The organism is Brucella sp. NBRC 113783, from assembly GCF_040372265.1.
Classification (GTDB): Bacteria; Pseudomonadota; Alphaproteobacteria; order Rhizobiales; family Rhizobiaceae; genus Brucella; species Brucella teleogrylli.
In genome coordinates, this window is the sequence record NZ_BAABRX010000001.1 from 418,893 (window position 1) to 432,008 (window position 13,116).

Consider the following 13,116-nt stretch of genomic DNA (forward strand, 5'->3'; position numbering starts at 1 on the left):
GCGTCGGACGCTTGCCCGGAGGATGCATCAGATCGCCCGGCGCGGTGCAGCCTGTCCGTCGGCAGGAACGGAAACCACAGCGCCATGAACGCCATGGTGGATGCCGACGCTGCCGCTTCCTTCCCGTTCTCTGATGCCGAATTCAAGGGTTTCATTGTTCCATTCCATGATCCACTGGCCGCATGTGCCATGACGGTTGCGCTCCAGAATGGCCAGAAAGGCCGGTTTTCCCGGCGCATTGGCCCCGCTGGAGCGAGAAGGCGCAGGCGCGACACGCCATCGGCTGACGGCAGCGCTTTGCACGCCGGTGCGATGACTTCGAAGCAGGATGACCGGCAGTTGCGCTGTCTCCGCTGCCAGCAGCAGGCGACGTGAGGGTGTCAGGTCGAGGCATTTCGGCTGGCCGGTTATCGAGGCAACGATGCCGGAGACGAGATGCGAAGCCTTGCCGCCGGTTCCTGCTTCCAGCACATCATTGGCCGCCTTCAGCACATCCTGCGCATTCGGACAGCGCACGATCAGCAACCGGTGCGGGGCGATGCCGAAAGCATGCAGCCCCGGCGGGTAGAGCCCGCCATATTCGCTTGTCGCCGTTTCCTCCTCGATCCAGATGATCGGTCGCTGCTTTTGTGTGGCGCGCAATGCCATGGCGAGCGCAAAGCCGGTCGCCGCCATATGCGCACCGGGATTTTCCGCGAAAACCTCATGCAAGGCATCGCCAGCAAGCCCATGCGGAAAGGCCGCGTCCGCCGCCGCGTGGCCCAGCGCGAAACTGTTTTCGCGCCCGAAACCGGCAGCTGTATCGCCAGCAAAATTTCCTTGCGGATCGTTGCCTTCAATGGCGGTAACCATGCGCCGCAACGTCGCGATGTCGATGCCGCTCACGTCAAAAATCCTGTAATCTGTCTGTGTTTGTTGGCGCGGTTCCGGAGACAGGAACCGTCATTGTTCTCTATTTGTTCTAGTATTGAATCGACTCTGAAAAGAGTCAAGCAGGGAAACGTTCGATCCCTGTGGGCGCGTCGGATTCTTCAAGGAACAAGAAAATTCAGGACAAAGAAAAACGCCCTCCGATGAGAAGGGCGTTTCCAAAACGGTAGACCTTAGGCCGTTGAGATTCTGGCGCGGTGAGCCGAAAATGGTGGGCCTCGAGAACCGGCGCGCAGCGTACTTAAAGGTACGTGAGCACCGGAAGCGCAGAAAACTGCCATTTGCAGGCCAGCAGAGCCTGAAGATCAATACCTAACGGCGGTCACGGGCAGCCAGCGTACGCAACCGCAGCGCGTTGAGCTTGATGAAGCCTGCTGCGTCTTTCTGGTCGTAAGCGCCCTGATCGTCTTCGAAGGTCACGAGCTTGTCGGAATAAAGCGACTTGTCCGACTCGCGACCGATCACCATCACATTGCCCTTGTAGAGCTTGAGGGTGACTTCGCCTTCGACGTTCTTCTGGCTGAGATCGATTGCGGCCTGAAGCATTTCGCGCTCCGGCGAGAACCAGAAGCCGTAATAGATCAGCTCCGCATAGCGCGGCATCAGCTCGTCCTTGAGGTGAGCAGCGCCACGGTCGAGCGTGATCGATTCGATGGCGCGGTGGGCCGCCAGCAGGATCGTGCCGCCGGGCGTTTCGTAGACGCCGCGCGACTTCATGCCGACGAAGCGGTTTTCCACGAGGTCGAGACGACCGATGCCGTTGTCGCGGCCATATTCGTTTAGCTTGGCAAGCAGCGTTGCAGGCGAAAGACGCTGGCCATTGATCGAAACGGCGTCGCCCTTTTCAAAGCCGATCTTGATGATCGTTGCCTTGTCGGGTGCTGCTTCCGGCGAAATGGTGCGCATATGCACATATTCGGGTGCTTCGAGTGCTGGATCTTCCAGAACCTTGCCCTCGGACGAGGAGTGCAGCAGGTTGGCGTCGACGGAGAACGGCGCTTCGCCCTTCTTGTCCTTGGCAACCGGAATCTGGTGTTGTTCAGCGAATTCGAGCAGATGCGTGCGGCTCTTGAACGACCAGTCGCGCCATGGAGCGATGATCTTGATGTCCGGGTTCAGCGCATAAGCGGAAAGCTCGAAGCGAACCTGATCGTTGCCCTTGCCCGTTGCGCCATGCGCAATGGCGTCTGCGCCGGTCTTCTTGGCGATCTCGATGAGATGCTTGGAAATCAGCGGACGGGCAATCGACGTGCCGAGCAGATAAACGCCTTCATAGACGGCATTGGCGCGGAACATCGGGAAAACGAAATCGCGCACGAATTCTTCGCGCACGTCCTCAATGAAGATTTCCTTGATGCCCAGCATTTCCGCTTTCTTGCGTGCCGGTTCAAGTTCTTCGCCCTGACCCAGATCAGCGGTGAAAGTCACGACTTCCGCGCCGAGTTCCGTCTGAAGCCATTTCAGGATGATCGAGGTGTCGAGACCGCCCGAATAGGCGAGCACGACTTTCTTAACGTCTTTCCACTTGCTCATAGTCAACTTCCGATACGATGGATGACCCATTGTCCGCTCGGGGAGAGCATCCGCAGGGCTTGGGAATTGGATGTTGCTGTCCTTTTATCAGTTGCTAGGCGACGTGCAAGCCGGATGGCTGCGACTTATCGAAAAGACCCGAGAATCCAGTAGCGGCGAGATTTGATTCGCGTTAGCTTGCCGCGAATTTTCGGAGCTTTTCGCATGTCGTTCCTGACAAACCTGACCTTCATTCCCGAATGGACCATTTTCGTCCAGTTCGCGATTGCAACCGCCATTCTTTCCATCACACCCGGCCCGGATATGACGCTGTTCGTCGGACGGGCCTTGTCTGAAGGCAAGGCAGCCGGTTTCGCCTGCATGGCTGGCGCAAGCACCGGCATCGTCATCCACACCACCATGGTGGCGCTGGGGCTTTCGGCACTGATTATCGCGTCTCCAGCTGCCTTCACCGTGCTGAAGGTTGTGGGTGCGGGCTATCTCGTCTGGCTCGCCGTACAGGCAATCCGCAAGGGTTCGGCGTTTTCGCCGGAAAAGAACGGCGGTAAGAAACATACGCTGGTTCAGAACTGGGCAACCGGGCTTGGCATCAATCTGCTCAACCCGAAGATCATTCTGTTCAACATGACCTTCCTGCCGCAGTTCGTTTCCGTAACGGACCCGCATGCAATGGGCAAATTGTTCTTTCTCGGCCTGTCCTTCATCCCGCTGGCGCTGCCCTTCACCATTCCGATGGTGGTCGCAGCCGACCGGTTTGCGGGCCTCCTGAAGAAGAACCCGACGGTCACGCGCATTGTGGATTGGTTGTTTGCGGGCGTGTTTTCGGCTTTCGCCCTGAAAATCATCACCGCGCAGGCGAAATAACCTGATATCTACCCAGCCGGGCGGTCGGAAAGCCGTCCGGCATTGCGGCCTGCAATCAGCCAGTAGATGAAGCCGCCGACAATGCCCGCACCGACGAAGGCTGCAATCCAGAGCGGCATTTCCGGCCAGTCGTCCGATCCGCGAAACGGAATAGCGGTTCCCGCGGCTCCTAGGCCGATGATGGCGCCCACAACGCAATAAAACACCGACGAGCGATAACCGCGTGCTTCGGCAAGCAGAATGACGATGGCCGCTGGCAGGAAGCTGATGCCGCCTGCCAGCATGGCCACGATGAAACCGCCGACGAAAACGCTGCTCCAGAAGCTGGTTGTGGCCCAAAGGCTGGCGGCTTCCGTATTGCCTGCCCCGGCCATCATCGCGAAATCGTCCATCAGCGCATCAACGCCGATGCTGCGAAACAGGATTGCCGCCAGAAACCAACCGGTTGCCAGCAAGCCGCAGCAATAGCCAAAAAGAATAACGACGAAGCGCATTATGTAGTCGAATGTATCGTTCATGCGCGCTCGCTTTATCGGGTTATTCGCCCCGTTTATTCGCCGTGTCCGGCGATCATCATGGCTTCCAGCGCAAGGCGTTCGCTCTTGCGCATGCGTTCCGATTCCGACTTCAACTGACCGCAGGCGGCGAGAATGTCGCGACCACGCGGCGTGCGGATCGGCGAGGCATAACCGGCTGCATTGACGTAATCGGCAAAGCGCTCGATCTGTTCCCAGTCCGAGCACTGATAGTTGGTGCCGGGCCATGGATTGAACGGAATGAGATTGATCTTGGCCGGAATGCCCTGCAACAGCTTCACCAGAAGCTTGGCATCTTCCAGGCTGTCGTTGATGTCCTTCAGCATCACATATTCGAATGTGATGCGCTTGGCATTCGACAGGCCGGGATATTCGCGGCAAGCCTTGATGAGCTGCTCCAGCGGATATTTCTTGTTGATCGGCACCAGGATGTCGCGCAACTCGTCGCGCACGGCATGGAGCGAAATCGCCAGCATCACGCCGATTTCATCGCCGGTGCGGTAGATTTCAGGCACCACGCCGGAGGTCGAAAGCGTGATGCGACGCTTGGAAAGCGACAGGCCATCACCATCCGAGGCGATAATGAGAGCCTTCTTCACTTCCTCGAAATTATAGAGCGGCTCGCCCATGCCCATCATCACGATATTGGTGATCTTGCGGCCTTCGGCGGGCACCATGGCACCGTCGGGCGTGTCCTTGTCCGGGAAATCGCCGAGCCGGTCGCGGGCGGTCAGAAGCTGCGCCAGAATTTCTTCCGAAGTTAGATTGCGCACCAGCTTCTGCGTGCCAGTATGGCAAAACGAGCAGGTCAGCGTGCAGCCGACCTGGCTGGAAACGCACAGCGTGCCGCGACCTTCTTCGGGAATATAGACGCTTTCGATCTCGACCGGGCGGCCAGCGCCCCGCGGCGGAAATCGGAACAGCCACTTGCGGGTGCCGTCCTGCGAAATCTGCTCTTCGACCACTTCCGGGCGCGCAATGGTGAAATGCTGCGCCAGCATGGCGCGCAAATCCTTGGAAATATTGCGCATATCGGCGAAATCGGAAACGCCGCGCACATAGAGCCAGTGCCAGAGCTGGCTGATGCGCATCTTCACCTGACGTTCCGGCACGCCAGCCTTGACGAGCGCTTCGGCCATTTCCTCGCGCGACATGCCGATGAGCGACGGCTTTGCGTCCAGATTGGCGCGCACATGGCGGGCCAGCTGGTCGCGCGTATCATCAATGGTAAGATCGAACGAAATAGACATCTGTTTTCAACTGTTAAGGGGCGACCGCGATGTCGCGCGCCGATCAATTTGGGCCCGATTGCCCTTATTGCGAGGATATATGGGCTCTGTCATCTGCATATGCGAGCCTTGTTTCGCGCGCTCTTAGCATAGAATAAGGCGTCCGTCATCCCGTTCGATCATCCCGGCTGTTATGCAGAATTGCCGGAACAGGCACGAAGAAAAAAGCCGGAGCACAGGCTCCGGCTTTGAAAAAGCAGTCCGTATCCGACGAAATGTCGCTTACTTGCAGTTCTGGATCGCGGCAAGCGCTGCCGAAACACCCTTCAGCGAATAGGTGTAATTGGTCTTGGTGCCGCGCTTCGACTGCGCCTCGACCTTGAGATCCTGACCGGACTTCATGGCTGCGATGAGCTTCGGCTCTTCGGCGGCGTTTTCCATCCAGCCCGACTTGCCGTTCACGAACATGGTGAAGCGGTTGCTGCCGACGCTGACGGTAACCTTGGCATTGGGGTTCAGATCGTAACCGGCCATGAACTGCGGCTCGAACGAGATGTTCTGGCCCGGCTTCTGGCTGATCAGGAAGAAATTGTCACCGTGATCGACCGAGGCGGGAGCCTTCACAGTCGGAACGGAGAGGACATAGCAAACCTTGCCGTTGCCAGCCTTGTAGCTATAGGCGCCCCAGGCGTCGAACTGTTTAATCTGGGTCGGTGTCTGGGCGAGGGCCGAGCCCGCCATTGCAATCGTAAACACCGAAGCCGCGACGATCGATTTTCCAAGCATGGTCTTTTACCGGTTCTCTTTCGTTTGCTTCAAACTCGAATATCGGGATGCCGCCGTTCAACACGCCGCCCCGCTCAGTTGCCGATTAAAGTGCCTTAATCTGGGTTACCAAACGGTGAAGTTTTGAAAGAAAACTTGAACGAGCAAGGGCTGGTAGCCATCCCGCGCTCAACTTCAATGCAAAGAAAGCGGCTGGAATATGACGGAAAGCATGTCTCCCAAAAGTGGGAACCGGTTTTGGGATAAAGACATGCGTTTGGAAAATAAGGGAGTAAGGGAGTAGGGGAATAAGGGAATAGGGAATTGTTTTACTTCACAATTAAGCGAGCATCCTTACTCCCTTACTCCCTTACTCCCTTACTCCCTTACCTTCTTCCAACGCCTGACGCGCCGCGAGCCGATGCGCGGGCGTAATATGCGTGCGCACGGCGGTGAGCGCCGCCATCAGCACGGCGACGTCGTCGGTAAAGCCGATGCCGACCAGCATGTCGGGGATAATGTCGAAGGGCAGCACGAAATAGGCGAGCGCCGCCATCAGGGTCATACGCACGCGTGTCGGCGTGTTCTGGTCGAGCGCGCAATAATAGGCGGCCACCACTTCATCCATGAAGGGCACCATGCGACCGGCGCGGCGCGCGGCCTTCCAGAAACCTTGCTTCACCCGTTCGCTGCGTTTCTTGAAATCGCTTTCGCTGCCGGGTTCAAGGATTTCACCAATTTTGACGCTATCCATCGTCGTGCAAACTCCTGTCAGTCAGATGTCGGCGTGAACAGAGCCGAAAATGACACGACCGAAAATGGGGGCAATCGACCCGGTTTTCAAGTTTTTGCTCGTTCAGGGCAGGGAGCATCCTGCAAGAACCATCAGCTACAACGGCCATGCCAAATCAAAGGAATATAGGTCCGGCCAGCCCAAGGTCAGTTTTGGGCTGGGTCAGCTTGTTGATCTGATTGAATGGAGACTGTTCATGCATCTTACCGGCTATGGAGAGAACTTTGTCCGTGCTGACCGGACAAGTCAGTTCTATCGCGGAAACCAGCTCGCATCGGCGCAGGATTTGAGCGACCACATCAATGTCGATGTGAAAGACAATGTTTGCTACGACGCGACGGCCTATATGCGCTTTCTTCTGGGGGCGGGCATTTCGGAGCATACCTTGCGCGGAACCTCCGGGCAGAACTGGATTCCGCTGCTGAATTTCCGTGCCGGAGAGCAATGGAACGGCTATTCCGCCATTACCTATGGCCGCGCCATCGGCTTCTACGATGTCCGGGCCGGGCATATTTTCCATTCGGCCATTGCAGTCGGCGATGTCTTTATCCGCAGCATCAATGGCGGCGCGCTCGGCCAGAACTGGGGCGATCGCGTCGATCTGACCAAAGCGCTGCCCTATTCGTGCCGAAACCGCGACGGCAGCTTCACTTACCAGAAGAAGAATATTATGGTTTATATTTCAAAGGTTTAAGAGCCTGGCACAGCTATCGCGTTCATCTTGCGCGCCATCTTGATGTCCAGCTCGGTAACGCCATTTTCGCTATGGGTCGCAAGCGTGACATCAACGCGATTATAAACGTTGAACCATTCTGGATGATGGTCGAGTTTTTCGGCATAAAGTGCCGCCCGTGTCATGAAGCCGAAGGCAGCGCTGAAATCCTTGAACTTGAAGCTCTTGGTGATCGCCTCGCGATCCTCCAACTTCTGCCAGCCATCCAGTTCGGCCAACGCCTGTTTCAGTTCGTCTTCGGTCAACCGGTTGCGTGCCATCATCTTTCGCCTATGTTGCGGTTCTCGAACTAACTTATCATGAGCGCGAGGGTTCCGTGACCATAGAGAAACCGACCAGCATTCTTTTCATCTGCGCGGGCAATATCTGCCGTTCGCCGCTCGCCGAAGGCGTGATGGGGCAGGTGCTTGAAGCACGCGGCATTCGCGATGTGCTGATCGATTCGGCGGGCACCAACGGTTATCACACTGGCGAAGCGCCAGATGAGCGTTCGGTGCGCGTGGCAGCCGTGCACGGGCTTGATATTTCCGCGCAGCGTTGCCGTCAGCTGACTGCGGGAGATTTCAGCCGCTTTGATCTCATCCTCGGAATGGACCGTTACAACATGCGGATGATAGCCGAGCGCAAGCCCGGTAATGCTGCAGCCCGTATCGGATTGTTCACCGAGATTGCCGAGGGAAAGCCGGTTGAAATCCCCGATCCCTATTATGGTGGCATCGGGGATTTCGAGCTGGTTTACCGGATGGTTCTGGCTTCCTCGAAAGCATTGGCCGACCAGTTCTGGCTGGAACGGGCCACCAAAGGCCAAGCTTCCTCGACGATGTAAGGTCCGCCGCCCACGGAATCGCGCGACGACATCAGCACGAAACGCCCCACCTTGAAGGGTAGCGTCGCGAAATTGCCGCGTGAGGACAGGTAATGCACCACATCATCGATGCGGGCATTCCGAAGACGCGCCAGGGTCACATGGGGAGTGAATTTGCGCGGATCGGCGGGAATGTGAAGCCTCTGGCAGATGCGTTCGATTTCCGCCTGCAATGCGTTGAGTTCAGGCGAGGGGGATACACCCGCATAAATGCTGTGCGGCTTTTTGGAGCCGAAAGCATTGACGCCTGACAGGTTGAGCATGAATTCGGGTCGCCGTACGCGGTCGAGCGCATTGGCGATCTCGTCGGCCACATGGCCTTCCACATCTCCGATAAAACGCAGCGTTATGTGGTAGTTTTCGACATCAATCCAGCGTGCGCCGGGGAGACCGCCTCGCAATAATGACAGCGAGAGCGCAGCATCGCGCGGGATTTCGAGGGCAGTGAAAAGACGCGGCATAAGGCATCCTCCTCGAAGCGTTCTGTGTCAGAGCGCTATGCGTCGTGGACGCATAAAGGACACTCTAACCTAGAGAGTCAAAGCATCGTACCTGTCAGAAGTCGATTCGGCTAAGTCGATGCATTCGTAGCGAATCATCGTTTGGTTCCCGGGGCAAGCTGTTTATGCCCCTAACGGGTTTCAGCCTCCTGATGTCCCCTTGTTTTGCACATCGGACAGGCTTTTTTCGATTGTCGGCATAAAGTTTGCCACCATGGCTTCAACACCCTTTTCATTGGGGTGCATGCCATCCTCGAGCAAAAGCTCCTTCTTGGTTGCTACGCCGTCGAGGAAAAACGGGTAGAGCGGCACGCCATATTTCTGCGCCAGCTTCGGATAGATGGGGTTGAACTTGGCGGCATAGTCCTTACCCATATTGGGCGGGGCCATCATGCCTGCCAGAATGACGGCAATGCCGCGCTCCTTGAGACGCGCCAGCATGTCGTCGAGATTCTTTTCCGTGATGTCGGGCTGGATGCCGCGCAGCGCATCGTTAGCGCCGAGTTCAAGAATGACGAGATCGGTTCCATCGGGGATAGACCAGTCGATGCGCGACAGGCCCCCGGTAGTCGTGTCACCCGACACGCCTGCATTTTCGATTGAAACCTCGACGCCCTTGTCGTTGAGCGCTTTTTCAAGCTGCTGCGGAAAGGCGGCATTGGCGGGCAGGAGATAACCGGCCATCAGGCTGTCGCCGAAGCCCACAACCTTGACCTGCGAAAGCTGCTCGGTCGGCAAGGCGTCTTCAAGGCCGGTCGGGTCTTCCTGCGTCGGCTCCTGCTGGGCATAGACGCTGCCCGCAAAAACCGATCCGAGGATCGCAAAAATCGAGAGCCATGCCGGAATTGAGAGTTTGAAACGCATCGTTGGCAACCCATATTCGGTAAAGGGATGAGCGACAGCTCACGGGATTGAATCAAATCTTGGCGCAACATAGGTTCAAATTTGTGGCGCGCTTTTCGGTTCTACACATACATATAGGAAGAAAACCGCGTGACGGAACAGGCTGTTGGCCCGATTATCGAACTTGAGAACGTTCATCTGACACTTGGCCATGCCGCCTCGTCGGTGCATGTGCTGAAGGGTGTCTCTCTCCATATTGCGCAAGGCCAGTCGGTTGGTATCGTCGGTCCATCCGGCTCGGGCAAATCCACACTTCTCATGGTTCTGGCTGGGCTGGAGCATGTTGATAACGGAACTGTGAAGATCGCGGGCGAGACGATCAGCCAGATGAGCGAGGATCAGGCCGCCGCTTTTCGTGGCGCCAATATAGGCATCGTCTTCCAGTCGTTTCACTTGATTCCCAATATGACGGCGCTGGAAAATGTGGCGGTTCCGCTGGAACTGGCTGGCCGCCGCGATGCATTCGAAGTCGCGGAGCGCGAGTTGAAAGCGGTTGGGCTTGGCGAACGTCTGACGCATTATCCGTCCGAACTTTCCGGCGGCGAGCAGCAGCGCGTGGCGATTGCCCGCGCCCTCGCGCCATCGCCGAAAATTCTGATTGCCGATGAACCGACCGGCAATCTCGACACCACAACGGGGCGTCAAATTGCCGATCTTCTCTTCGCCAAGCAACGCGAAAACGGGCTGACCATGGTGCTGGTCACGCATGATCCGTCGCTGGCGGCGCGCTGCGACCGCGAAATTCCCGTCCGGTCCGGTCGCATCGAAGAAACCGCTGAAAAGGCCGGTGCGGTGCTTGAGAAACTGGCGGCGGACGCATGAGCCGAATGAAATCTTTTTCTCTCGCTCTCCGTTTTGCGCTGCGCGAAATGCGCGGCGGGCTTGCCGGTTTCTATATTTTTCTGGCCTGTATCGCGCTTGGCGTGGCGGCCATTGGCGGCGTCAATTCCGTGGCGCGGTCGGTCAGCACCGGCATTGCATCGGAAGGCCAGAGCATTTTGGGCGGCGATGTCAGCTTTGCACTCAATCAGCGCGAAGCAACAGCGGAAGAACGCGCCTTCATCGGAAAACAGGGCAGAATGGCCGAAAGCGCGACAATGCGCTCCATGGCCCGTATGCCCGATGGTTCCGACCAGTCGCTGGTCGAGGTGAAGGCGGTCGATGCCGCCTATCCGCTTTATGGCACGCTGAAGGCCGCACCGGAGCAGTCGCTGGCCGATATGACGGCCATCAAAGGCGATATTTACGGCGCTGCCGTCAGTCAGGATTTCCTCAACCGCATGGGACTTTCGCTTGGCGCAAAGGTGCTGCTTGGCTCGCAAACCTTTGAACTGCGCGCTGTGATCGAAAGCGAACCGGACCTCTTGTCGTCCGGCTTCAATTTTGCACCGCGGTTTCTCGTTTCGCTCGATGGTCTGCGCGCGTCTGGTCTGATTCAACCCGGCAGCCTTGTCGATCATATCTACAAGGTCGCACTGCCCAACGGAGCACCTGACTCGGCGATTGCCGAGGTGCGGCGGCAGGCCGCCGCCGATTTCCCGGATGCCGGATGGAATATCCGATCCCGCGCCAATGCTGCACCGGCGCTGAGCGCCAATATCGAACGCTTCTCCCAGTTTCTGACGCTGGTCGGCCTGACCGCGCTGATCGTCGGTGGCGTTGGTGTCGCCAATGCGGTGCGCGCCTATCTCGACGGCAAGCGCGGCGTGATCGCGACTTTCAAATCGCTCGGCGCCCCTGCACGCTTTGCGGTTCTGGTCTATCTCGTGCAGATCATGGTGATCGGCCTGATCGGCATCGTGCTTGGGCTCATTCTGGCGGCAATCATCCCTTTTGCCGCCGCACTGGCGCTCGCCAATTATCTGCCGGTCGCCGGTGGCGGCGGCTTCTTCCCCGGCGCGCTGGCGCTTGCGGCAGTCTTCGGCCTCATCACCACGCTTGCCTTTGCGATCATTCCGCTTGGGCGCGCTCGCAATATTCCCGCGACTGCGCTGTTCCGCGAGCAGGGCTTTGAGCAGCGCGGCCTGCCGCCCCTGCTATATCTCGGTCTTGCGGTTCTGCTGATTGCGGCTCTGGCCGGATTGGCGCTCTATGTCGCCTATGATCGGCGGATCGCGGCGATCTTCATCGTCTCGGCCATTGCCGCTTTCGGCGTGTTGCGGCTTGTGGCCGATGGCATACGCTGGCTTGCCCGCCGTGCGCCGCGTGTGCGCTCGACCGCACTTCGACTTGCGGTCGGCAATATTCACCGCCCCGGCGCGCTTACCCCTTCGGTGGTGCTTTCGCTCGGCCTCGGCCTCACGCTGATGGTGGCGATTGCGCTGATCGACGGCAATCTGCGCCGTCAGGTGACCGAGAATATCCCGGCACAAGCGCCGGATTTCTTTTTCGTGGATATCCAGAACCGCGACATTGGCGATTTCACCAAGCTGGTAAGCGGCATCGTGCCGGACGGCAAGCTCACCTCTGGTCCGATGCTGCGCGGGCGTATTGTGGCTTTCAATGGCACCAATGTGCGCGATATGACCATCCCGCCGGAAGCCGCCTGGGTGCTGCGTGGCGATCGCGGCATAACCTTTGCCGACAAGGTGCCGGAGAATTCGACGCTGAGTGAGGGCGAATGGTGGCCCGCCGATTATAGCGGTGAGCCACTTGTCTCCTTCGCTGAACGGGAAGGCAAGGAACTGGGCCTGAAGCTTGGCGACACGGTGACGGTCAATGTGCTGGGCCGCAACATCACCGCAAAGATCGCGAGTTTCCGGCAGGTGCAATGGGAAACACTGGCGATGAATTTCGTCATGGTGTTCTCGCCCAACACCTTCGCCGGTGCGCCGGCGACATGGCTTGCGACGCTGACCATTCCGGACGGCAAGAAAAACCTCGCGCCCGATGTACTGCGGCAGGTCACCAAAACCTGGCCCGCCGTCACGACGGTTAGCGTGACGGACGCGCTTAACGTCGCCAATGATCTGATCGGTCAGCTGGCGACAGCCATTCGCGCGGCGGCTTCCATTGCGCTTGCTGCATCGGTTCTGGTGCTGGGCGGGGCGCTGGCTGCGGGCAACCGCGCCCGGGTGCACGACGCTGTCGTCCTGAAGACATTGGGCGCCACACGCGGCACGCTGATTGCAGCCTATATCATGGAATATATGCTGCTCGGCCTTGCAACAGCGCTTTTCGCACTTGCCGCTGGCAGTGTGGCGGGCTGGTATGTCGTGGTGGAGATCATGAAGCTTAAAGCGCAATTCCTGCCCGATGTGGCGCTGATGACCGTGGTGGTTGCGCTGGTGCTGACCGTCGGTTTCGGGCTGGCCGGGACATGGCGTGTGCTGGGACAGAAGCCTGCGCAGGTTCTCAGAACAATATGAGTTATTTGTAATGCGGAGAGGGCGCAAAGCCTAAGCTATTGGAACCTATGGAGAATGCAGCCCGATTTTTCAAACCTGCCCTCGCGTTTTTTTACAG

Annotated in this window: 14 protein-coding genes; 5 read left to right on the top strand and 9 right to left on the bottom strand. The window is 58.1% G+C overall.

Going from position 1 to position 13,116, the window contains the following annotated elements:
• Positions 1-27: 27 nt before the first annotated feature.
• Positions 28-885: an ImuA family protein gene (locus tag ABWW11_RS01965; RefSeq protein ID WP_109368118.1), complete on the bottom strand. Its 858-nt coding sequence runs from the start codon at positions 883-885 to the stop codon at positions 28-30.
• A 357-nt stretch (positions 886-1,242) separates the two neighbouring features.
• Complete coding sequence (locus tag ABWW11_RS01970) at positions 1,243-2,463, bottom strand: argininosuccinate synthase (RefSeq protein ID WP_109368119.1); 1,221 nt, start codon at positions 2,461-2,463, stop codon at positions 1,243-1,245.
• Positions 2,464-2,667: 204 nt separating this feature from the next.
• On the opposite strand from ABWW11_RS01970, the gene ABWW11_RS01975 reads away from it, so the two are divergent.
• Positions 2,668-3,327: a LysE family translocator gene (locus ABWW11_RS01975; protein WP_109368120.1), complete on the top strand. Its 660-nt coding sequence runs from the start codon at positions 2,668-2,670 to the stop codon at positions 3,325-3,327.
• A gap of 8 nt (positions 3,328-3,335) precedes the next feature.
• Here the strand turns inward: ABWW11_RS01975 and ABWW11_RS01980 are convergent, their stop codons facing one another.
• From ABWW11_RS01980 to ABWW11_RS01995, 4 genes are all read right to left on the bottom strand, one after another.
• On the bottom strand, positions 3,336-3,845 hold the full coding sequence (locus ABWW11_RS01980; protein WP_121537040.1) for a hypothetical protein: 510 nt from the start codon (positions 3,843-3,845) through the stop codon (positions 3,336-3,338).
• A gap of 32 nt (positions 3,846-3,877) precedes the next feature.
• Positions 3,878-5,113 carry a dual-specificity RNA methyltransferase RlmN gene (gene rlmN, locus ABWW11_RS01985; RefSeq protein ID WP_121537042.1) on the bottom strand — a complete coding sequence of 412 codons (1,236 nt, stop codon included), beginning with the start codon at positions 5,111-5,113 and terminating at the stop codon, positions 3,878-3,880.
• Positions 5,114-5,374: 261 nt separating this feature from the next.
• On the bottom strand, positions 5,375-5,878 hold the full coding sequence (locus tag ABWW11_RS01990) for an invasion associated locus B family protein (protein WP_113533733.1): 504 nt from the start codon (positions 5,876-5,878) through the stop codon (positions 5,375-5,377).
• Positions 5,879-6,227: 349 nt separating this feature from the next.
• Positions 6,228-6,611 (bottom strand): YkvA family protein, encoded by a 384-nt coding sequence (locus tag ABWW11_RS01995; protein WP_109368122.1) that lies wholly within the window; start codon positions 6,609-6,611, stop codon positions 6,228-6,230.
• Between the two features lie 49 nt (positions 6,612-6,660).
• Between ABWW11_RS01995 and ABWW11_RS02000 the strand changes: the two genes are divergently transcribed.
• Positions 6,661-7,344, top strand: a complete 684-nt coding sequence (locus ABWW11_RS02000) for a hypothetical protein (RefSeq protein ID WP_235858898.1) — start codon at positions 6,661-6,663, stop codon at positions 7,342-7,344.
• Here the strand turns inward: ABWW11_RS02000 and ABWW11_RS02005 are convergent.
• The gene (locus tag ABWW11_RS02005) at positions 7,341-7,643 is read right to left on the bottom strand and encodes a 4a-hydroxytetrahydrobiopterin dehydratase (protein ID WP_319080931.1); all 303 of its coding nucleotides are present in this window, start codon (positions 7,641-7,643) and stop codon (positions 7,341-7,343) included. The two genes, ABWW11_RS02000 and ABWW11_RS02005, sit on opposite strands and share 4 nt — an antisense overlap.
• A gap of 56 nt (positions 7,644-7,699) precedes the next feature.
• On the opposite strand from ABWW11_RS02005, the gene ABWW11_RS02010 reads away from it, so the two are divergent.
• The gene (locus ABWW11_RS02010; protein WP_109368124.1) at positions 7,700-8,209 is read left to right on the top strand and encodes a low molecular weight protein-tyrosine-phosphatase; all 510 of its coding nucleotides are present in this window, start codon (positions 7,700-7,702) and stop codon (positions 8,207-8,209) included.
• Here ABWW11_RS02010 and thpR read toward each other — a convergent pair.
• Together thpR and ABWW11_RS02020 are read right to left on the bottom strand one after the other, a co-directional pair.
• The gene (gene thpR, locus ABWW11_RS02015; protein ID WP_109368125.1) at positions 8,119-8,709 is read right to left on the bottom strand and encodes an RNA 2',3'-cyclic phosphodiesterase; all 591 of its coding nucleotides are present in this window, start codon (positions 8,707-8,709) and stop codon (positions 8,119-8,121) included. The genes ABWW11_RS02010 and thpR overlap by 91 nt on opposite strands.
• Positions 8,710-8,889: 180 nt before the next feature.
• Complete coding sequence (locus ABWW11_RS02020; RefSeq protein WP_109368126.1) at positions 8,890-9,612, bottom strand: arylesterase; 723 nt, start codon at positions 9,610-9,612, stop codon at positions 8,890-8,892.
• A 129-nt stretch (positions 9,613-9,741) separates the two neighbouring features.
• Here ABWW11_RS02020 and ABWW11_RS02025 point away from each other — a divergent pair, with 129 nt between their 5' ends.
• Complete coding sequence (locus tag ABWW11_RS02025; protein ID WP_109368127.1) at positions 9,742-10,473, top strand: ABC transporter ATP-binding protein; 732 nt, start codon at positions 9,742-9,744, stop codon at positions 10,471-10,473.
• Positions 10,470-13,019, top strand: a complete 2,550-nt coding sequence (locus tag ABWW11_RS02030) for an ABC transporter permease (protein WP_109368128.1) — start codon at positions 10,470-10,472, stop codon at positions 13,017-13,019. Before ABWW11_RS02025 ends, ABWW11_RS02030 begins: the two co-directional genes overlap by 4 nt.
• Positions 13,020-13,116: the final 97 nt, after the last annotated feature.